The sequence below is a fragment of the Leptospira noguchii serovar Panama str. CZ214 genome, assembly GCF_000306255.2.
Taxonomy (GTDB): domain Bacteria; phylum Spirochaetota; class Leptospiria; order Leptospirales; family Leptospiraceae; genus Leptospira; species Leptospira noguchii.
In genome coordinates, this window is the sequence record NZ_AKWY02000022.1 from 79,007 (window position 1) to 102,072 (window position 23,066).

Consider the following 23,066-nt stretch of genomic DNA (forward strand, 5'->3'; position numbering starts at 1 on the left):
TAATCTAACGTTTTCGTTCTTTAGAAAAAATTTATAGATTGAAAAACAAATCCTTCCCTTTTTTTTGAAATTTCCGGAACGAATATGAAGGAATATAGAAAATTTTTACGCAAGTTATGGATCAGTAGAATCGTTTCCGTTTCGATTGACTTTTGTTTGTTCCGTTTTATTTTTTTATTTTTATTTCTCAAAAATAATTTATCACGATTTCTAATTGGTTTTATTAGAAAAGTAAGTATTTTTAATATACTTCATTCTAGTTATAGATTTCTTTCTCTGATTTTGCGTTTTCGAAACGGCTTTTTTATAGTCGGAATTTTATTTTATCATTCTACTTTATTTTCTCAAAAACCAATTCGGATTGAAATCGTTATTTTGGATGAAACCGGGAATCACGCTGTTTCTAACACTCCAGTTGTATTTCAAGAAATTGGAAAGTATTTGATTACAAGTGGAGAAGGTTCTATCAAGGTGAACTTTCCTGCTCCCGGTTCTTACAATTTGAGGATCATGACTTCGGAAAAGGTTTTTAAAAAAAACATAACCGTGGAACACGACGGTCAGAAAAAATTTATTTTTATTCGTAAACCCGCTCCGGGTGAGATCAGCGTTTATGGAGAAAAGGATTTAGAATCTCTTTCTAGATATACTCTTCAACAAGAGGAAATTCAAAGATTGCCCGGGGCTCAGAACGACGCCCTTAAAGCGATCCAGACACTTCCGGGTATTACGGCGGTTCCGCCGATTGGACTTTCCTCTTCTTCGTTTAACAATTTAGTGAATAGCGTGGGGAACTCCAATCCGTATTCCAATAGCGAACGCGGTTTTTTGGTGATGAGAGGCGGCGGAACCCTGGCAAACGGTTATTATCTGGACGGTTTTCCTATGTCTTATCCTTATCATTTGGGGGATCAGTCTTCCGTACTAAATAATAATATTATAAAATCGTTTAATGTTTATTCTGGGGCTTTTCCCGTTCAGTTTGGATTTGCTACGGGTGGAATTATTGACATTAGAACTCCGGATACGGTCGCTAAAACTTTCTCCGTAGTTAATTTGAATACGTTTCTTTCGGACGTGTATCATCAAAATAAGATCTCCGAAAATTTATACGCGATCGTTTCCGCTAGAAAGTCGTATCCGAACGTTACTCTTTTGAAATTATATCCGGATGGTATTCCTCAAGACGCTAAATACGCGGATTATGAAGATTATCAAGCTAAGTTCAATTGGAAACCAGGCGCCAATCATACTTTTAATGTTTTGTTATTCGGCGCCAAGGACAAACAGAAATATACAAAAGCTCAAGACGATTTTGAAAACAGTAAAAAACAATTTTTTGGTCTGCAAGAAGCGGCTTCGGGTCGTCCTCCTGTAGGTCTGGATAGATTGTTTAGAACGAGTGGTTTTAGATATACTTATAATAATAAATCCTGGTTGGAAACTTCCATTTCTATTTCGAATAATTACTTTAAAGAATTTTTTGAAGTAGATTTTAAAAATCCTCTGACGGCAGAACAGATTTTTGAACTTCAGAATGTTACGACTCAAAACGTTAATTTTTTAGAAAACAATACTAAGATCAATTTGATTGAAAGGTATCTAACGTTCCGTTTTGGAGGTCAGCTTAGAGATAAGATGATTCAACTTCAAGGCGAAGACATTAAATCTTCTAACTCTACGTTTTTGGATTTTTTTAACAGTTTGTTGGATTCTAATCGTCAGTTTAGGGCTTTGATTGAAGGGGATTCTATTCATACGAGAGAGATTGCCGCTTTTGCGGAAATGGAATTTAAAATCGGAGGTTTTAGTATTCTTCCCGGATATAGGCACGATTATTATGATAAGGCGCACGAAAAAAAAGATTCTTTTCGTGGTAGGGCTGAATACGAAATTCTTAAGACCGCTACAAAATTTTTGGTCGGAACAGGTGAACACTATAACGCTCCGCTTCAGATCGAACAATTTTCTTCCAGATCTGGTAACCCTAATTTAAAGATGGAACATTCGATTCATTCTTCCGGTGGAATCGAACAAAGGATTTCTTCGGATTATCTGATCAAAGTGGAAGGTTTTCATAATCAATATTCTAATCTTGTAACTCCGGATTCGTATGTTCAAGATCCGTATCAACCTAACAACGAAAAACGAGACATCGTAAATCATCCTGACGATGTTCAAGAAAATCCTTTGATCGTTAGAAATATGAATTATTCCAATTCTAGAGACGGATACTCCAGAGGCGTGGAGTTGTTTTTAAAAGCCAATCAAGGCGCCGCGCGCAGATTTTTTGGTTGGATTTCGTATACTAATTCGGTTTCGAAAAGAAACAATCATCAACCTCAACTTACGGACGACGAGGAAAATCAAAGGACCAGAGATAATAGAGGTCATAGGCTTCAGTATCAGATTCATGAAGGTGGTAATTATTTTAATTATTACGATGACGGTAAATGGGAGGCGCTTGTAGATAACGACAAACTGTTGTTATACGACTACGATCGAACTCATATTTTGAATATTGTTTTTGCTTGGAAGTTCGGTCAGAGCTGGCAGATCGGTAGTAAATACACGTATCTTACCAACGTTCCTATTACTCCTATTGTGGATTCTTCTAAGGCTTCGGGACTTGCGTCTACAGGTATTAATCTTTATAATCCAACTTATTCAGAATATTATAATTCTGGCAGATGGCCGGACTTTCATCAATTGGATATTCGAATTGATCGTTTTATGAATTATCAATGGGGTTATGTGAATACTTACGTTGAGTTGATCAATTTTTTTGGAAACAGAAATCAGATTAGTCAGACATACAATAACTTTGGTCCTTATTCGAGAAACGCATTTACCAATCCTTTGACTGGGTTTACGACTCCTAGTAATCCTGCCCCGGTTTATAATTCTAATTATATTGAATCTACTGCGATCGGCGGTAAGATTAAATATTATCCTTTTATTAGTATAGGAATGCAGATTAAGTTTTGAATGTAGTGAATGGTTTAGGAAACGGTCTCGTTTTTTCTAGAATGGTATTTGTCTGAATAGATTATAATGACACGCCTTATTGCTTTGGACCATTTTTATACTTAGATGTATGAAAACAGCACAAAAAGTTTACGGTAATGATTAGAATGTCGTAAAGCTGACTCTTAATTGAATTTGCGAAATGAATGGCAGTTAGACGTTTTTTCTGTCAAAAACAAGAATTACTGAAACCGGCCTATTAGATTTGTTTTACAAACCGTCCAGAATTTTAAAATTGTGATTGAAATATATTAAGATGATCACAAATTTTGTCTTCGTTACAAATACGGATTTGATCCAACCTTAGTTTAGTTAAACTAATCGACGTTAGTAAGCTGCTTTTGTGACGGTTTTGACCTAAAATGACAATGTCAGATACAATCAAACGATATAAGACGTGTTTGTCGATAGCGGTCCTTATTTTTGGGTCTGTGATTTTTACGTTTTTGTTTGGTTTTAAATCGGGTTCGGAGAAAGTATCTAATGAATTTCATTTAAAAACTTTTTTAGAAATAGTAAGTTCAGTTTTTATAAATCAACCGGAAGTTGTCGAAGATATAACGTCGATATCGGAACAAAACTCTACCGACAACTTGGGAACAGTTGGTGCTGCGTGGGAAGTGGGTGCGGAACTTGTTACAATTCAAAATATTGAAACTGATCATCCCCAAAAAAATTTAAACTTAGATCGTGTAGAAGAAATTGGGTTACAAGTTGAGAGTAAACTAACAATCAACCCAAAAAGATCCACTTTGGATGAATTTTCAAAACTAAACTTTTTAAAAAGAAATTCAAAACAAAAATTCAATACGGTATCTTTTGATTTTTTAAACCAAAAATCCAACCACATTCAAAATATTGAAACTGCAAAGATATACAGTTCAGATGAATTGTATATTCAAGAAGTGGGGTGTTATTTTTCGGATAACACTCACCAGAAAGATTTGGCGAATATTGTTGCATCTCCCTTTAAGAAATATTCAAAAATTTTAATTGATTTGTCTAAAAATGTTTTTTGGAATTTAGATTCAAAATTTAGTTCTTTAGAAAAAATAAAAATTCTATCAAAAACGATTTCAAAAAATCAACAAGAGGTCTTAGCACCGGCTTTTGATTTTGAGTTCAAAGATAGAGTGAAAAGTAAAACTTTGATGGGCCAAAGCGAGAAGTTTGATTTTTCTACTCAATTTTTTATTCGTGAATTTGGTGCAGAACTGGGAATGTCCGAAGAGACTTTGTCTGGTTTTTCCATTTGGGAACTGGGAAATGATACTTTTGAAATTCGTATTTTAGAGAATGTTCATATAGAGAGATGGGCTTGGAATCAGATCCAAGAGAAGTTAGAAGAATTTAAAAACAGTCGTTTGCAAAACAACATTCCTTCTCTTGCTAAAGGTGTAAAAGAAGGGCTGCTGTTTTTTCCTCGAAGAACTCAATCTAATTTTAAAAGCCAGGATGTTATTTCTGCCCATTCCGGTTATACCTGGAAAGATTCCTATTTTCTAATATTGGATCATTTTTTAGAAACTCCTAAAATCAATCGTAAATGGATGCGTTATTATTCTATCCATTTAAACGGACCGCCGTTCGGAATACTAAAAAAGAGACACTCGTTTGGAAGGAGTTTGAAAGATGAACTCTAACCAATCTTCTAAAATCCAATTTGACATTCTCAACTACGTTATCAAAAACCAATCAACGATTGTTAGATCGTGCATATTAGAATTCAGTCATTCTGAATCTAATACTTTCAAAAATTCTAATCTAATTCTAATACTTAAAACCTTGCGGGTCGCTTTGGTCGAAGGCGTTTCTACAAGTTTCAATCATTTAATTTTAAACCTGAAAATGTGGGAACTACCACAAAAAACAACTTATACAGAAGAACACGTTATCATAGGATCACAAATGGAAAAGAGAGTCATCAAGGGATGGGTTTTTACAATGGCGGGATTGTTGAGTATTAACGGAAAAAAATCAGAAAAACAGACTGAGTCAAAAGATAAAAGAGAGATGAACTTTTCGAGCGATACATATAGCGCAGGTTGTTGTTATGGGAATAGAGGTGTTCAAAAAGAGCTTGAGAACCATCGTTTTAAAAAACTTTCAAACAAAGACATATGTAAAAAAGAATCCGACCCTTTTGGAAATAATATATTAGAAATAAAAAATATAATAAAACGTGTAATAACAAAAATAGGTAACGGTCTTTTGTCGAAAGAATTAGTCCGGCGAGGGCAGCTAAAGAACAGCGCTCTCTATGGATCGCGTTGGAAACTCAGCACAACGCTCTCTATGGATCGCGTTGTGGGAGTAGTGTAATGACGAGCTTGGAAAAAGAATTAGACATTGTTTTATTAGAAAAACAGCAAGTTAAGCATGAAGGAAACTTAATATCCCACTCTCTGGGCTCAGCGTCTCACTCCCTGAACTCAATGCATCGCTTCCTATGGGTCGCTCTGCAGGTCGCTCGATGGGGTCGCGTTAACTCAGCAAAACGCTTTTTACGAAAGCGTTTTAGATCGTTCGAGAAGGGGATGCTTTCTCTTTTCCTACTAACAACTAATGAACTAATCACTCGAAGCGAGGCGCAGATGCAGAATGCAGAAACTAAAGGAAGAGGATTGAAGAAGATGAACTTGTTTTTAAAAAAATCAATAACAGAGTCAGAGAATAGAGTCGTGGCGGAGAATGAAACATTCAATAAGCAGAATATTCAAGAGACAGAAAATCGATTTTCTTTTAAAACGAAGATTATAAGTTTGATAACGATCCTTGCGTTTCATGTTTCTTTTGTATTGCCGTTTGCGATTTTTAGTTTTTTGTCTTCCGCCATTAGCTCTCTGGAAGCCCAAAGTGTGCCCGTACTTGGAAGCACCAAACAATTTGCAAATGATGAACTAAAACCATACGTAGACGCGGCCAAGGCCAGCGCTATGGATTCTGCCACGTTTTTAAATTCTGTAAACAACGGAGAACAGGTAATTGAAGCGGCCTGGGAGACAAGTGTAAACGCAGAGATAGAAGCAATTGTAGGAGGGGTGACAAATTCGGATTCAGTGAATAACGTAAACGTATACAAAGACGCGGTAAGGGCTCAGTTAGAACTACAAAAACAACAGTCCAAAAGTCAGTGGATAGCAGATGCAAACGCGTATATCCAAGCAGAACTACAAATCTTTTTAGCTGCCTTGTCCCAAAACACATCCAACAACGTAACCTCGTCTAACACGAATGCTGTGAATACGGTCAATCCAACAGTACAGTCTGTGACAACAACCCCAGCTTCTCAAGGCACAAACCCCGCACAAGCAGCACAAAGTTATTACCAAGGAAGTCAGCTCTGGGATTCTAAGTGGCAGGATTTACTGAGTAAACAATCCACCTGGGAACAGAATTCTTTGAGTGCGATCCAAAACGGGATATTGCAATGGAACCAGTCGATTACAGGTTTAGAAAATGATAAATTAGCCTATTTGAATGGGATTGAACAGACTAAGGCTCAGTGGCTGGCCAACAAACAACTGATCCAGAACGCTCAAAGTCAGATGAGATCTGCATTACAATCTACGATTACGAATATTAGAAATCAAGAAAATCAGTTGAAAAACAGCGCGTCCAGCGATCCTAGTTTAGTTGCCGTATTTGGAGACATGGATGGATTGCTCGACGATCTACAAGACGCATTGAATTCGAATTCGTCTTTGGGAACACTGGCGGAGACCTTGGGAAACTTTTTTCAAAGCCAGATTTCAAACGCAAGTGCGAAAGCGGACTACTGGAATGTTGCGAAGTGGCAAGAGACGTATGCGACTCAAACCCTAGAATTTAAGAAAGAAGTAGGAACTGCTACTTTGAGTTGTAGTAACACACAAGGAGGTGGGCCTTGGTGTAACTATTTACCGACAGGAGCCCAAGCGGTGACATACAACGCAGATGGAAACGTATATGGTTGGGCTGCCACGAATGGAGGATTTCAGAGCGGAGTTTTAGTCAGTAGTTTTGATCCATATACGACTGCAAACCCTGCGTATCAGTGGTATCAACAGATGATTGACCAACAGATACAGAGTTGTAGCGGAAATCAGATGCTTTGTAGTATGATGTTTGGAATTGATCTGAATAATCCATACGCTTCGATTCCTGTTTCTCCAACATATACAGTAAACCCGAACGCAAGCACTGGATACTACAGCGAAGGACATTACGTAGCGGTTTGTAATGGGTCAGATGTAGGAGGAACTTGTCTTGGAGGAGGGGGACACTACGCGTTAGATACAACTTCTTGTAGTGGTTGGGCATATTGTGGATATGATAGAAGTTGGATAACCGACCAAAGTTATTCTCTGTCCGTATCAGAAAACTTTAGCCAGGCACAAAAAGACCAAATAGCAAAAAACAATAATATACGAAATGCAGTACTTGGAAGTTACAACACAGCGTTTGGATTGTCTTCTCAGGCTGGGAACGCTGTTGCGGGATCAAACGTAGCTCTTGAAACTAAAGTATATTTAGGTGGAACCGCTTTGAATGGTTCGAATTGGTATGGTTCTTTGGGACTTGTTGAACAAGTGCAGGTCCAAACGAAATACAAATACATAGACTCTGCGATGCAAGCAAACCAAAACTTTTGGACTGGTTTAAAAACTCAGTTTACAAATATTGCATCTACCTTTTTGTCCTTGGTGAATCCTTTGAAAAACTGGGAAGAAAGATCGGAAGAATATGAAGATGAATACCAGACGAAACTATTAGAACTAGAACAAACAAAACAAAGTACAATTTCCAACTACGACAACCAAATTAATCAGATGAAAGCGGCCAGAGGCGCTTGGGTAACGGAAGTTTACGGTTATCAAATAGCAGGAATTGCAGGAAGTTCTGATAACGCAAATAGTCAATACAGAAGTGGACAAGAGAACTGGTCGGATACGATTTCTGTTTTTCAGCAAGCAGAACTGAATTGGTATTTGTCTGCCAAAGATACGTTACAACAAGCGGTAACATCTCCTAACGGAGAAACACAGTTTCAAACAAACGCAATTACACAGGTAAACCAGATTCAGACGCAAATTACAAATTCGGAAACAAACACGAACCAGCTTTACAACGCATCAACTGGACTGTATCAATCCTATCAATATGCTGCTTCTGGAAACTTGATGAACCAGGCTTTGACGAACTTGCAAAACCAAACGAACTGGAACCAGCAAGGAGCGAACCTTTCAGCGAGTATCGCAGATTCTTTTGGAAGAAGTGAGACCTACAAAACTGCGGAGTTGAATGCAAGTAATCGAATCAATGCACTTGCACAAACGATCTATGGAAGTGGTGCGTATATAGTAGACAATACCCAACTACAGACACTTCAAACTCAAATAACGACTAACGGACAGAACCAAACGAATTGGCAAAATGAAATTAACGGAACTAACGGAGGTTTTAACTTTAACGGTAGAAGGGCGAATAGTATATCCACAACATTAGAATATACGAATGTGCGAAATGATATATCTGTGGCGACCACGTTACAAGAAGAAATAGTAGATGAAGAAAGAGGTTATTTAAAAACGGCAAATGAATATTTTGAGAAGTCAGAAAAATACCAAGAGTTAGCAGAGAAAGCCAAAAGCGAAGCAAAGTTTGACGAGGCAGCGCTTTACACCGGTTATGCTGTAAGAGAGAAAGGAAACGCGATCACCTTTTTGAAAAAGAAATACAATGGAATTGGGGAAGAGATAACAGGGGAAGTAGATAATCGAGGACTGACATATACAAGAAATTCTTTTTTGAGTTACAGAGACACACTTTTAAACAAGAACTTTCAGAACAGCACACAGGTACAAAAACAAATCCAAGAAGGAAAGAATCAAGTAGCAGGGATTCTAACGGAAGGAGAGAACTACAACCAGATCCAAGGAATGATCCAAAGTGCACAGAACTTGAACCAACAAGGAGCAGAGAACAAAGAGAGAGTGGAAAAACTCTTAGCGCAATCGAAAGAATTAGCGGAAAAGAATATAGGGGAAGGGCTTTTGGACGGACTACAAGAGATGATAGCAAGCATCCAGAGTTCCTTACCACAAACCATATCCAATAACGGAGTGAGTCAATACATCCAAGCGCAAGAGAAAGAGTTAGCAGAGAAACAAGAAAAAGCGAATGAACTGCTGAGTCACATGAACTCACTTGTGACAAATAACAATGATTTGGCGGCACTACAAGCTTTACTCCAAGGAAGTAGCCAAGCCTTAAACTTAGCAGCGAATAGCGCAGTATCTAAATACTTAGACGACTACTCAAAGAAACTACAAAAAGACAACGAAGAAAGAAGTACCAATCTACAGAAGACACTTTTAGAATCTCTGACGAACGGAGACGAGTACAAATATCTGAGAGATGCGGGATACGGATTTAGAGTGGATGGGGAAGGGATTACCGCTTACAGAGAAGTCTACAGTGGGGAAATAGAGATCAATGGAAGTGCGATGAAAAGCACTAGTTATTCACCCGATTTAGAATATCAATATATACGAATGGAGACAAAGTTTAATCCAGGAAACCTAAAAGTAGATCTGTTGAATCCAAACAACACAACGTTTAGCGCGGAAATGGTGAGTAGTGTAAAGAGTTACATAGACAACGTACAAAAGAACGTAGAGGTGATGTTTGCACAGTTTAGCGACAAGACTAAAGAGGTAAAAGAAGAATACGTTCAGAATGAGGAAATAGAAAGTTATCAAAAGAAATTGTATGAAGCGAGTAAAGACAACTACTTAGCCGCGTTCCAAGGTTTACCCGGAGAATTTAAGGAAGCATTTGAAGGGGAGATGGGGAATACGAAGGACTATCATACGAATTCTAAATACAGCTTTAGCGTAGGCAGTTTTAAAGGCCAAAGCGGAGATATGAAAAAGATCGGCAAATCGATGTATGACGGAGCGAACATAGACGACAGTGTGTTTGGTGGAAGTAGAGAGTTAAAGGGAAGTGTAACGATCAAAGGGATTCCAGTAGAAGTAAACTATGGAATGCAGTATTTAATAGTCACCTCTGGATTTGATATATCGAAGATAGGGTTTAACTTTAATTTAAAGGGCCTTGGAACAAGCTATGTAGATAGCCAACTAACAGGTGTAAGTCAGAAGTATTCTCTATATACCAAAGATATACAAGAGAGAATAGAGAAACAAGCGAAAGCGAATGACGAGGAGATGGACAAGAAGGGCTTTTTGTTTAACGTGTTAAACGGAGTCCAAGGAGGCCAAAAAATAACCCAGGCCGTAGAAGGAGAGATCCGTAGTAGAGTAACAGGAGCGATAGCAGAAGCAAGCGGGCTTCCCGCCAGTTTTGTAGGAGCACTTGTAGGAGGGGGAAGCGTCAAAGACGCGATGAAATCGTATGAGAAAAGTGTAACTACAGAAGCGATCTCGCAAGCTACAGGAATCCCAAGTTGGTATTTAGATCAGAAGATGGCAGAGAAAGAAGCCAATCATGCGGTGACGACTAGCTTTTCTTACAACATGGGTAGGGCTTTGGCAGTTGGTGCAGTTGCAACGTCCGGAGGAGTATTGAGCGGTGTTGTACTTGCGACGAATCAGAAGTTGATGGGTTCTGTAAACAAGTTTGCAGATCATATTGGAAGAGAAGCGTATGAGAATAGAGAGACGATCGATGCCGTAGTAACTGTAGCCGCGACAATAGCAGCGCCTTTTACAGGAGGAATGAGTTTAGTAGCACTTGCAGCTTACAAAGCAGTAGAAGGAGCTACAGAGGGAGGAGTATTAGGTGCGTTAGCAGGAGCAGCTAACGTAGGAAATGCGTTTTTGTATGAATTTACTGCAGGAGCCGTATCTTACAACCTGAGTTATTCGTATTCAGAAGGCTTTGGAGCGAGTGTAGGAGGCGGTTGGAAGATAGCAAGTGGTTTAGGAGTAGGAGCTACGTTGAGTTACAACGAGAATCAGGGCTTTGGAGGTAGCGTAGGGTTACAAGGAGGTACGAGCGCGCTGAGCTTTAATGCTGGACTTAGTTATTCCCAAAGAGACGGAGTATCTGCAAACGCAGGAGTAGGAATCGGACTTGGAGGTAAAAAGCCTACAGGGTCATTGAACTTAGGAGTGAGTTACAACAAACAAGACGGTTTAGGAACGAGCGCCGGGATCTCATCTAACAACAACAAGATAACACACGGAATGGGTTTAAACATTACCAAAAGTGAATATGGGGGTTGGGGAGCAGATGTATCTACAGACCAATATGGTCCAGGGAACTTGAGTGGCGGACTTGCATATACACAAAGAGACGGCTTTACTGTGAGTGTGAATGTAAACGGTACGAATGCAATTAGCTACAATTCTCAAAGTGGTTTGTCAGGTAACGGTGATTTCATGTCTCAGTATGCGATGAACAACGGTTTAGCGCAAGGAGTTGCTGAAGATACAGATACATCGGAACCTAACTCTGCTCAACAACACAACAACACTGAACAAGGTGCACAAGTAATTGAGGGTGCTGGATTTTCGACAACGAGGAGAGAAGGAGAAGGACATGTGATTGGTTTTAGTGACGATGATGGTCCAAGTCCTGCACATGGAGCTCCGGGAGTTCATGATTCGGGCCAGACAGTTACGTCATCTGGTTCTGTTGAAGGAAGAGGCGGTCGTCCATTGAGTGCGAGTGATATAGCGGAATTTAAAGCAGATTGGAAGAAGGAAAGTCCAGCGCAAACGGATGCGAGTTTAGCAGCCTTGAAAAAGGCCGGTTATGATACGAGCGGTCTTGAGAAGTTTGTAACCGATTATCGTAATCAATCGAAACCCGGTTATGTAAACTCGAATCAGACGGGAAGTCCAATCGTTGTGACAGGAAGTAGAACTCCTACAATTGGAGAGAGAGCAGGTTCTTTGTTTGGCTCTATTGCAGATGGAGCCAAAGGATTGTGGAACAAAGTAACTGGTGGTTTAAGCTCAACAACGCATTATACGAATACACCGGGCGAAGGGTTGCCACATCAATTTAATGCGAATGGAGAAGGATTTTATAACGTAGCCGGACAAGGAACATATATGGAACACAAATACGGACAAAAGCCGTTGGTGGATACGTTGTCGAATGCGATCAGCGATTGGCACAAGAACAATCCGAATAGTCCAATACCAGTGAATGATTTGGGCTACAAATCGGGTGGATACGATCCGAACGTAAACAATGATCCGAAAATCGTTAAACATCACGGCGGAGGAAATCAAGTGGATCTTGGATATATTGTAAGCGATGGAGGAAGATACGGCGGGGACTACAACAACAATCCAAAATATGACCGAGACAAAACGATTGAATTTATCAAAACAATTTCAAGAAATATGCCAGAAGGAGTAACTGGCTCTATAAAATTTAACGATCTGAAAGTTCACGAATATTTTAAAGACAATAAATTACCAAATTTGCAAATGAAATCCGATGATCTTTCAAAACCTGATGCGAAAGTAATGCACAGTAATCACTTACACTTGACGCTAAATTTACCGAAATCAAAACAGCAATAAAGGAGAATGAGAAAATTATGTTATTCAGAATAATACTGATTGGTTGTATTTTTTTGAGTTCTTGCGAAAAGCCAGAAAACAAAGAGGAAAGAAAAGTGGAGATGAAAACATATACTGAAAAAGAAATGTTAAAAGAATTTAACATTCTCCTGCCTAAAATTGTTAAAGATATTAAAGAAAAAAAGAACTTAATCCCATTAAGTGATTTAAGCACTCATTCAGGTGATTTTTTTTCATATGAAACTAACTTCCGAGGCAACATTAGAGATGATCTGGAAGTTATAGAAAAAAATATTTCCTATCTTGATATAATTAATGTGCTAACTTTAGGCAAACGGTTTGTAGATGAAGAAAATGGTGATGGGATTCAGATCACTTATCGTAAACATAGCATAATGTTTCAATTTGATGAAGGAGAAGGAAAATGGAAAGTTTCAAGCATCTTGGTTGAAAAATAATTCGGCGAGGCCCGCAAAAATTAACTTTGCAGATAATCTTCTAATATAACTAAAATATTAAAGAGACATGAGAACATTATGATATTAAGAATATTGCTGGTTAGTTGCATTTTATTGAATTCTTGCGACAAGCCTGTTGACAAAGAGGAAAAGAAAGTAGAGATGAAGACATATTGAGTCTCGCAAAAACTAACCTTGCAGATAATTTTCTAATATAACGAAGCTCTGATTTGATTTTGACTTAGTTTTGATCTCAAATCAGAGAATTTGGAACATGAAATTACATTCCAAAAGTTGAATTTAGAAATATTCGAAGTAATTTTTGGAAATGAAAAAAGCATCAGGGCATGAATTGGCTCACTCGTTTTTAAAACGAGTTTAAATACTCTCACAAAAGAAGGTTAGGCTACGTTTTCGTAAGAATATGTGTGGTAAAGGCCGCCGAGGACTGGAGTGGAAATGAGCTTCATACTTTTATCCTTCGAAGATGTTAAAACAGGAGAGTGAATCGGTGAATCCTTGTTCAAAGCGAGATGAGTCCTGTGGTTGTTGTAGAAATGAATAAACTCATCCAATTTTTTTTCCAAGTGATATTTGTTGATCGGAATGAAGAAATCTAAAAACTCATTTCTACAAGTCTTGATCCAACGTTCAGCGTAACAGTTTTGCCAAGGAGAGAATCGAGTCGTCTTATTGTGTTTGATGCCTAAGCGTTCTAAATACTTTGTAAATTTCTTTCCAAAAATCGGATCGTTGTCGGAAAGAAAGTAACGGATTTTCTTTCCCGCTTGTTTTTGTTTACGAACTACGAGTTTCAAAACTTTTTTCATCCAATTCGTAGTCGGGTTTGTATGAATATCAAAGTGAATTATTTGTCTTGTTTCAACATGTAAAAAGAACACCACACGAAAGATTTCTTTGAAATTTTCAGAGTAAGAAGTAAACGTATCGGAAACAATCATCGTCTCAGAATGAAGAGAATAGAACTGTTTCCAATTCATACGTTTTTTAGGATCTGGCGGTCTTTTGGGAATATACTTCGAAACGGTTCTTTCACAAATATTGTGACCAAGTTTTTGTAAGAGACCGTGGAGTTTGGTCGCTCCCCAGATATTGTTTTCTTTTGCGACCCTACGAATGAGTTTAATGATTTCCCAAGGAATGTTGGGCCTGCCTGTTTTTTTTCTTCTCGAAAGTAATGACCAAAAGATTTTAAACTTTTTCTTTCTCCATTCCAGAAGAGTAGCAGGGGAAATAAGGATTAGATTTTCTTTCCAGTTTCGATCGAGATAGGAAAGAATTACAAGTTTGAATCTTTCAAGAGATTTTGTATGAAATTTCTTTTTCTTTCGTTTGAGTACAGCGAGTTGAGATTTGAGAAACAAGACCTGAGCCGAGTTTTGAGATGATTTTTTGAAGTAAAGAAAAACGAGAGAGATGAAGAAAACACAGTTTGCAGTGAGAGAGAGTTCGTAAAACAACCATTAACCTCTGTTAAAAAATGATTTTAGCGGGAATAGAGTGGAAAAACATGATGGTCCGAGAGCCTTTTTTTAAACCATTGCCTGTCCTAGTCCAAAAACCGTCACCTGTATAGTTGTTTAGGATTTGCATACTAACAGTTGTTAAGCGCATTTTTCAAAGTCGGCCTCTGAATGAAAGTAAATATGATGTAATCCTCCAAGAACTTTTCGTTTGATAACTTTGGAGGTAGGAGAAGGAAAGGTGACTTTTCTTCCGCAGGGAGAATCCTTGTTCAAGGCGAGATGCGGCCTCCAAAGATTGTAATAATTGACATATTCCGATGTAACGACTTGAGCGTGATTCAAAGAAAATATCGGAATGTGATTGATGCACTCTCTTCTGAGAGACTCGAACCAACGTTCCATGATGCCGTTGCACCAAGGAGAAGCGATCGGGGTATGAAGAGATTGAATCCCTAAATCTTCCAAACCTTGTAGAATTTTTCTACCGGAGAAAAGAACATCGTTGTCTCGAAGAAGGATTTCAAACTCGGGGAAAATGGATTTTGCTTCTTGAATTTGATTTAAAACCCATAACCTTGTAGGGTTCAAAGTAATATTGAAATGAATGATTTTCCTGGAACCAAGATGAATGAAAGCTAAAGCGTAAAGAGTGTTACCGTAAATAGTTTGAATGCGACAAAGATCCATTGCAAGTGTATAATTTTTGATTTGAGAGATTAGATTTAACCAAACGTTCCAATTTCCTCTAAAAGGATTATACCATTTAAGAATTCTTTGAATGATTCTTTTAACGGAAGTCAAAGAGACATCGAATCCCAATAGTAGAAGTTCGGAATGAATTCTTGCAGCGCCCCAATCTTTGTTTTTCAACATGTCTTGAATCTGATGATATATATTCCAGTATTCACGGATACCAGGTCTACCTTGAAGGTGAGGTTTGAATAATTTTCTATATTGATTTCTCAGAATTGTGAAAAGATTCGTAATGTGTTTAGGATTTACTTTCCAGAGAAAGTAGAGGATTAGCTTTTCAAAGAGAAAAATCCAAAACCAAGAATTGTGATAAAAGTGAATAGAATCCATCTTTGTTTTTTGGATGTTATCGAATAGAAGTTTGTAAGGACAATAGAAAGAGAAATAGATTTAATTTCAGTATATAACGTAAAAGATCGTAAGTTAGGAAAATGCGGTTGTGTAAAAAAACCTTGAACCTCTTCTTTTTTCTTGACAAATGGTGGTGTTAGGCGACTCTTCGATTCATCGAAGAGTCGGTAAGTTCTTCGAAACCCGCCTCATTTTTTTATTTTTTCCAAATTAAACCAAACGTTTTCCGCCAAAGAAATCCTTCATTGAACAGATGAAAGCCGTGACCAACAACGACTAAAGCTTTGAAGTTACGAAGCGAAAGCGATCGTAGTGTAAATACTGCAATGCAACATGAGTTTTTCCATTCTGAGATTGGAATATACGAAGAATTTAAAATGTTGCGTTGCAGATTGGAACGAAGAGCGCGGTTCGCGCAAGCGAATTCGCCCAACCCAATCAAAAGAACTAGCAGAGAAGAATATCGGCGAAGGACTACTCGACGGACTACAAGAGATGATCGCAAGTATCCAGAGTTCTTTGCCACAAGAAGTCAGTAACAATGGAGTGAGTCAATACATCCAAGCGCAAGAAAAAGAGTTAGCAGAGAAACAAGAAAAAGCAAATGAACTGCTGAGTCACATGAACTCACTTGTGACAAATAACAATGATTTGGCTGCACTACAAGCACTTTTACAAGGAAGTAGCCAAGCCTTAAACTTAGCAGCGAACAGTGCAGTATCTAAATACTTAGACGACTACTCAAAGAAACTACAAAAAGACAACGAAGAAAGAAGTACCAATCTACAGAAGACACTTTTAGAATCTCTGACGAACGGAGACGATTACAAATACCTGAGAGATGCAGGCTATGGATTTAGAGTGGATGGGGAAGGGATTACTGCTTACAGAGAAGTCTACAGTGGGGAAATAGAGATCAATGGAAGTGCGATGAAAAGCACTAGTTATTCACCCGATTTAGAATATCAATATATACGAATAGATACAAAGTTTAATCCAGGAAACCTAAAAGTAGATCTGTTGAATCCAAACAACACAACATTTAGCGCGGAGATGGTGAGTAGTGTAAAGAGTTACATAGACAACGTACAAAAGAACGTAGAGGTGATGTTTGCACAGTTTAGCGACAAGACCAAAGAGGTAAAAGAAGAATACGTTCAGAATGAGGAAATAGAAAGTTATCAAAAGAAATTGTATGAAGCGAGTAAAGACAACTACTTAGCCGCGTTCCAAGGTTTACCCGGAGAATTTAAGGAAGCATTTGAAGGGGAGATGGGGAATACGAAGGACTATCATACGAATTCTAAATACAGCTTTAGCGTAGGCAGTTTTAAAGGCCAAAGCGGAGATATGAAAAAGATCGGCAAATCGATGTATGACGGAGCGAACATAGACGACAGTGTGTTTGGTGGAAGTAGAGAGTTAAAAGGAAGTGTAACGATCAAAGGGATTCCAGTAGAAGTAAACTATGGAATGCAGTATTTAGTCCTGACGTCAGGATTTGATATATCGAATTTAGGTTACAACTTTAATTTAAAGGGCCTTGGAACAAGCTATGTAGATAGCCAACTAACAAGTGTAAGTCAGAAATATTCTCTATATACCAAAGATATACAAGAGAGAATAGAGAAACAAGCGAAAGCAAATGACGCCGAAAAAGAGAGTAAAGGCTTTATATTCACGATTTTGAATGGAATGAACGGTGGTTCTGGAAGTATGGGCCAGAGATTTACACAGGCTGTGAAGTCGGAAGCACAAAGTCGTATAACGGGAGCGGTGGCAGAAGCGACCGCGGATTGCCAGCAAGTCTTGTAGGAGCGCTTGTTGGCGGAAGTAGTATGAAAGACGCCGTGAAGGCTTACGTCAAAGACGAGACGACTAACGCGATTTCGAAATCTACAGGTTTACCGACGTGGCTGATCTCGAACTAGATGGAGAAGATGAACAAACTGAAGGAACAGTGGTATCAAAGCCAGGAGTTCCAGATGGTGACCACAGTAGTAGCCGCAGCTCCCTTTACCGGTGGCGCCTCTCTCATGGTCGCGATGGTTGTTGGAGCTGGTATCGGAGCAGCGACTGAAGCCGCGGTTAATGTGGGACTTAGCTACTCAGCAGAGAACGGCTTTGGAGCGAGTATTAGTAAAAGCTTAGATAGCGGAGTGAACGGTGGAGTTGGTGGAAACATCGGCTATGAAGCGCCCAGGGACAAGAACCAACCCAAGAACTCACTTGCGAACAAGATGCAAGGGGCCGGAGGAAGTTTAAACTGGTCTCAAAGAGACGGAGCGTCCGCGGCTTTGAATGCGTCTGGTGGAGTGAATGCGGGTAACTGGAGTCAGTCCGGTGGTTTTCAAGCAAACACGAACTTTTGAACGACCAATGGAAGGCCGACTTTGTATCAGGAAAAGCTAAAGAAGATGCAGACGCTCAAGAAGCATCTAGAGCCGCTCAAAACAAAAACAATACAGAGCAAGGTGCGGCTGCTATCGCATCTGCAGGAGTTGAGATCGAGAATCGTAAGAGAGAGAACGGTGGGGATGATAATCATTATTACGATAAAGACGGCAATATGAGAATACGAGTAACGGACTCGAACGGAGATTCGTATTACAGAGCTGCAACTCCGGAAGAAGCACATCGAATCCAGAACAACAACGGTTATACGATGGCGAGTGACAAAGGGGGAGCGCTTTCAAGTCTTAACAATTTCTTAGAAGCGTTTGACAACAAGATAAACGGATCTGGGAAATTTGAAACGAATGATCAACGAAACCTTCGAGAGAGTGAAGCGCATCAAAAATTAGTAGATAATTTGGCAGGAACAGACAAAGCTATATTAGAAAAATATGGAAATAGAATAGCGTCTCCTGAACAAGTAGCAGCTCAATATGGAAAGAGTGCGGCCGCATATTCCGAACAGTTCCATTTCTTGAAAGATGGGGACGGAAATATAGTGGGAAAGATTGTAAAAGATACGGCGTATGAGAACCAGACAGATGCTCAATTTAGAGACAGGACAAGGGGAATTAATAGCAGTAACATTTGTAGTTTGGCGTCTTCTGCTGGAATGTTAATGAGTGAAGGATATGCCCAACATACTCCGGGCAAGAAATTTGCGGATGAATTAGCAGGTGGTTTTGTGGAAAGAATTCCCGCCGATGTTGCTCAAAAGCCTTCCGGAAGGATTACGGATACGTTTGGTGAAAACGTGAAGATCTATTCGAACGGCGCGAAAACAGGGGAACACATAGATCCAACTATTGTTGTCAATAGAAAAGTTGTAGATAAAACAGATTCTCAAACGTATTTGAACAACGACAAGATCAAATCGTTTTTAGATCGTGGAATTCCTGTGATGGCATCTACAAAGTTGAGCAGTTTCAGACATATCACGTATATTGTAGGATGTGACGACAGTAAAAAGACTTGGATAACGCACGGGTCCGTATGGAGACAAAAACCAAACAAATTACGGAAGACAAGGTTCTACGGCAGGTAGAGCGGTTGAGTATGGTCAAAATACGAATGGAATTGGTGACAGACGGATTTACTGGATGGAAGACAAAAAGTAATTGAGGTAACAAAACATGAGAAAGTTTATCATTTTGAATATTCTGATATTTGCAAGTGCCTTTGCTTGGGATGATGAAGTTGCAGTATTGAAAAGCATTTGGGAAAAAGGAAGGGGGGATCGATAATTGCAACGAGTACAATGTCTGGCCAAACTCCGAAACAATATTCTACTGATAACTTAGGAGATTCAAATTCTCAAACAACCTGGTGCACGAATAAAGACCCCAGAGGAGAGTCCATTGCGTTTATGCAATGGACTTTCGGTTTCTGGATTTCACGTTAATTATTATTACTTAGAGAATACTCTTAAAAGTTACAAGTACAGGGCAAAGCTTTTGATTCACAATGGATATGGAAAGTCGGAGGAAACGTATTACAATAACAACAGAATCAAAAAAGCTAAATTAAAAATATATGAAGCAGGAATGCGCGAAGGGGCCGGAGGAGGAAGATCATATATTCCAAAGGCCCCTTCCCTGATTGCAGTAAAAGAACTTGAATTTAATGAAAAGCTAGGGTTACAAATTTTTGATTTAGATTTTGATTTGAAAGGAAGATATGGTGTGAAAGGCTTTAGCGAACTTGGAATGTTTTATGTTTTCGAGATTGTCGAAGTCTACAAAGGGAAAAAATACAACGACACTTGTATATCTGAATTAGATGTATTAGGTATTTTGAATAAAGAAGATGAAGAGGTATTTAAGAAAATATTGTCCTCTTATCGATAAGTAAGGTTGTCCTGTGCGATGCGGTGTAGTGCAGAAATCCCCAGCGAATGTAGCAAGGTGATTTCGGAAAGCGTAGTAAGATATGCAAAGAGTTAATGAACTACTACTACTATTTGTATTATTAAGTATAGCTTGTATAAAGGAGCAAGAGCAAGAATTAAAGAAGGGGTCATCGGTTTTTGTAGAGTGTGAAGTAAATCGTAAAGAAATGGAAGGTTATCTCAAGAGAAAATGGGGTTCAGATTATCAAAGAAAAGAGTTTAACGAAATAACCTCAATTACGGATGATCGTGGAACTACAGATGATAAAATATTAGGATATACTTGTTGTTTTCCTAATTTGACTAATTTGACTAATTTGACGGCAAGTTGGAGTAAGAATGTAACAGATATTGGAGTGAAAAATTTTGTAGAATGTAGTTTGAAAAACCATGTTCAAAGAATGAACGGTATAAATTTTCAAGGTACGTCAATAACGAATGAGTCTGTTAAAAGTCTGTCAGAACTCAAAGAAGTGGGAGAATTATTTTTAGACGACAATGATAAAATCAATGATACTGCGATTCAGTATTTTAAAAAATTCACATCTATTGGTTCACTCAGTATTGTAGCAACAGGTATAACAGCAGAGGGAGCCGAGAAATTGAGAAAGATGAAACACATTCAAGGTGTTGATTCGGATTACCATGTGCCAGCAAATCAAGAATAACTGGATTATCCTGTGCGATGCGAGAACCCTGAGTTTCGCAAAGACTAAAATGTTGGAACAACAATAGAGCTTAGTTTTGATATTTGTAGGGAATTTATTTAGTCCTCAAAGAGTATTAGAAAAACTGCAATTGATGTAAGAAGTTAAAACGAGAGAAAAACAAAAAAGTGTAAGAGTGAGTTGATAAAGGAAATGGAAGAAGATGAAAATACAAGTAAGAATGGATATGTTTTGGGAGAAGTTGTAAAAAACAAATATACAGGCCGTCGAATGAATGCGACTATTGATACCAAAATCAAGTGTATATCTTATGTGTAATAGCCAAGATCAGACACACCGTAGCTGTTTATAACGAAAATTGTAAGTTGTCGAGATATTTATTCTTAGCTAATTCCTTAGCGTCAAGAAAAGTTTGTATCGGAGTTTTACTGAAACAAAACTTGCCTTGATGCGTTCGTTCGTAGTTATACGAATCGATCCACTGATCCAAATCCTTTTGCAAATCTTCGATCGAGTTGTATACCTTCTTTCTGAAAGCAACTGCATAGAATTCGTCTTGAATGGTTCGGTGAAATCTTTCACAAATCCCGTTCGATTGAGGATGCCTTGCTTTTGTTTTCGAATGGTCTACATCTTCTATTGCAAGGAATAGCTGGAATTCATGGTGTTCTCTATTTCCACAATACTCGGTTCCTCTATCGGTTAGAATCCTCAACAAGCGAACGCCTTCTACTTGTTTTTCTAATTTCCTTTTTTCTAATGCTTTCACTTGCTATTCGGTTAATACGGGAGAATTGCCTTGAGCCATGAATGCTTCTAAAGCTTTCAGTCTTTTGGAGAAGGTCTCCAAATCGTGACGAATCCATACACTTAACAATCGCAGTGCAACTATGATTCCTTGCTTTTTCAATTCATTCACTTGAGTTTACGGGTCGTTCAACAGACCGTATCTTAGTACAGTCTGTAAGTTTTAAATTTAACTTTCGATTATGTTTCTTCCGAAACTTTTTTCTTACTTTTGTTCCCTTTAGTATCATTACGAGGAATCAGAATTTTTCTAGCAATTTCCCAGGTTTGAATTTGACCGCTACTACTTGAAATTTGGCCGGGAGTGGAAGTATTTCCTGCTTGGGTACCAGGCATATACTGTATGGAAGTTACAATACCAGAATCGGCTAGTATGATAACGTCGGCTCCTTGTTCTCTTGCTTTTTCTTTAACGTATTCGATACAATGATTCAGTTGTCCACAGCGAACTTCTACAATACCAATCTGTTCTACTTGATAATCAGGGACCGCTCTCATAATTACATCGATGGGTTCCGTCTCAGAAAGAGGCGGATAACTTCTTCCAGTAATCGTAAGACTCCCCATTGCACAATTTGCTAAACCGAAGACGACTAAACAAAATATAATAAACACTTTTCCAAACTTAAAACGGCAAGTTGTCATTTAAAAAGTTGATTCTCCTTTATGAGTTTGGATCATTTTTGAATAAACTCTTGTAGGTCAAATTATTTTTAAGTTAATTGCAGAATTATGAATATAGATTTTTTCATTTTAGAAATTTTAACCGAACACGAGTTTGGTTTAAGGATCACATGATACTAAAAAAATGAAATCTTAAACATTATAGATCGATTTCTTAAATGTGGAAAGGACTGCAAACCACGATTTTACGAACAAATTCTAAAAATATAGGGAATAGAGACTCCTATTTTTAGAAAAGTTTTTCTCATGCAAGAATTAACGGTACTCAATTTTATAGAGATCAGTAATACAAAACCGAAAGGGTAGGGGAACGCCAGTCAAATAACATGATCATCTGCAGATAGACAATAGAGTTGTTGAAAATTCCATAGTTCAATTTAATAAAACTGTTTCCATCAAAAAGAAACTGAGGAGATTTATTTTTCGATAACGTTATTGGATTATTTCAAAAAAATTAAAACTATATCGATGCCATTTAAACTTTCATTTTTTTATACTCTCTATAAAATAAATTTTTAATTAGTGAATGATCGTAACAACGGTTTTGCGCGGATATTTGACTTGTGTGGTCATTCTTTTGTTGATAACTACATAACAGAGTCTTAATATTTGCATTCAAATAGGCTTTTCGATAAAATTACGGTGTTTTTATTATATAGCTCTCTGAGCAAAAATAAAAATACATATCCTCACAATTATTTTGATATACAAATCAAAAGAATACCACAAATCATTTCTTTCAATAAACAGATATTTGGTGGTTTTTCGATTTGTGATGTTAGTTCCAAAAAACTTAACCAACCTACAAAACATTGTATATAGGCCGCATTCTTAGTTATAACATGAATTTAAATAAGAATCAAAGACGTGAAAAACAGATTCGTCTTCATAAAACGAGAAACAAAATTTCTACGTATCCATAAACAAACGTTTGGTGGAAT

10 protein-coding genes and 3 pseudogenes are annotated in these 23,066 nt (G+C 38.1%); 8 read left to right on the forward strand and 5 right to left on the reverse strand.

Annotated elements, in window-relative coordinates:
• Window positions 1-84 precede the first annotated feature (84 nt).
• From LEP1GSC059_RS12780 to LEP1GSC059_RS12800, 5 genes are all read left to right on the forward strand, one after another.
• Complete coding sequence (locus LEP1GSC059_RS12780) at window positions 85-2,988, forward strand: TonB-dependent receptor plug domain-containing protein (RefSeq protein ID WP_020980879.1); 2,904 nt, start codon at window positions 85-87, stop codon at window positions 2,986-2,988.
• A 407-nt stretch (window positions 2,989-3,395) separates the two neighbouring features.
• Window positions 3,396-4,670, forward strand: coding sequence for a hypothetical protein (locus LEP1GSC059_RS12785; protein ID WP_420323977.1), 1,275 nt, complete (start codon window positions 3,396-3,398; stop codon window positions 4,668-4,670).
• A gap of 154 nt (window positions 4,671-4,824) precedes the next feature.
• Window positions 4,825-5,349: a hypothetical protein gene (locus tag LEP1GSC059_RS12790; RefSeq protein WP_235592145.1), complete on the forward strand. Its 525-nt coding sequence runs from the start codon at window positions 4,825-4,827 to the stop codon at window positions 5,347-5,349.
• A 272-nt stretch (window positions 5,350-5,621) separates the two neighbouring features.
• Window positions 5,622-12,575: a TIGR04388 family protein gene (locus LEP1GSC059_RS12795; RefSeq protein WP_238323710.1), complete on the forward strand. Its 6,954-nt coding sequence runs from the start codon at window positions 5,622-5,624 to the stop codon at window positions 12,573-12,575.
• 17 nt (window positions 12,576-12,592) lie between these two features.
• Window positions 12,593-13,033: a hypothetical protein gene (locus tag LEP1GSC059_RS12800; protein ID WP_017215458.1), complete on the forward strand. Its 441-nt coding sequence runs from the start codon at window positions 12,593-12,595 to the stop codon at window positions 13,031-13,033.
• Between the two features lie 401 nt (window positions 13,034-13,434).
• Here the strand turns inward: LEP1GSC059_RS12800 and LEP1GSC059_RS12805 are convergent, their stop codons facing one another.
• Together LEP1GSC059_RS12805 and LEP1GSC059_RS12810 are read right to left on the reverse strand one after the other, a co-directional pair.
• On the reverse strand, window positions 13,435-14,514 hold the full coding sequence (locus LEP1GSC059_RS12805) for an integrase core domain-containing protein (RefSeq protein WP_020980899.1): 1,080 nt from the start codon (window positions 14,512-14,514) through the stop codon (window positions 13,435-13,437).
• A 144-nt stretch (window positions 14,515-14,658) separates the two neighbouring features.
• Window positions 14,659-15,603: an integrase core domain-containing protein gene (locus LEP1GSC059_RS12810; protein WP_017215459.1), complete on the reverse strand. Its 945-nt coding sequence runs from the start codon at window positions 15,601-15,603 to the stop codon at window positions 14,659-14,661.
• A 642-nt stretch (window positions 15,604-16,245) separates the two neighbouring features.
• On the opposite strand from LEP1GSC059_RS12810, the pseudogene LEP1GSC059_RS24260 reads away from it, so the two are divergent.
• The 3 genes and pseudogenes from LEP1GSC059_RS24260 to LEP1GSC059_RS12825 all read left to right on the forward strand — a co-directional run bounded on the left by LEP1GSC059_RS24260 (window position 16,246) and on the right by LEP1GSC059_RS12825 (window position 20,634).
• A pseudogene (locus LEP1GSC059_RS24260) lies at window positions 16,246-19,196 on the forward strand (hypothetical protein).
• Between the two features lie 15 nt (window positions 19,197-19,211).
• Window positions 19,212-19,925 (forward strand): annotated as a pseudogene (locus LEP1GSC059_RS12820) (NADase-type glycan-binding domain-containing protein).
• Window positions 19,926-20,007: 82 nt separating this feature from the next.
• A complete protein-coding gene (locus LEP1GSC059_RS12825) occupies window positions 20,008-20,634 on the forward strand; it encodes a hypothetical protein (protein ID WP_017215466.1) in 627 nt (208 codons plus the stop codon).
• Between the two features lie 346 nt (window positions 20,635-20,980).
• Here the strand turns inward: LEP1GSC059_RS12825 and LEP1GSC059_RS22070 are convergent.
• The 3 genes and pseudogenes from LEP1GSC059_RS22070 to LEP1GSC059_RS12835 all read right to left on the reverse strand — a co-directional run.
• A pseudogene (locus LEP1GSC059_RS22070) lies at window positions 20,981-21,352 on the reverse strand (integrase core domain-containing protein); the annotation flags it as partial.
• Window positions 21,353-21,406: 54 nt separating this feature from the next.
• Window positions 21,407-21,544, reverse strand: a complete 138-nt coding sequence (locus tag LEP1GSC059_RS24965; RefSeq protein WP_020980866.1) for a hypothetical protein — start codon at window positions 21,542-21,544, stop codon at window positions 21,407-21,409.
• Between the two features lie 77 nt (window positions 21,545-21,621).
• The gene (locus tag LEP1GSC059_RS12835; RefSeq protein ID WP_017215469.1) at window positions 21,622-22,086 is read right to left on the reverse strand and encodes an LA_1841 family salt-regulated protein; all 465 of its coding nucleotides are present in this window, start codon (window positions 22,084-22,086) and stop codon (window positions 21,622-21,624) included.
• Window positions 22,087-23,066 lie beyond the last annotated feature (980 nt).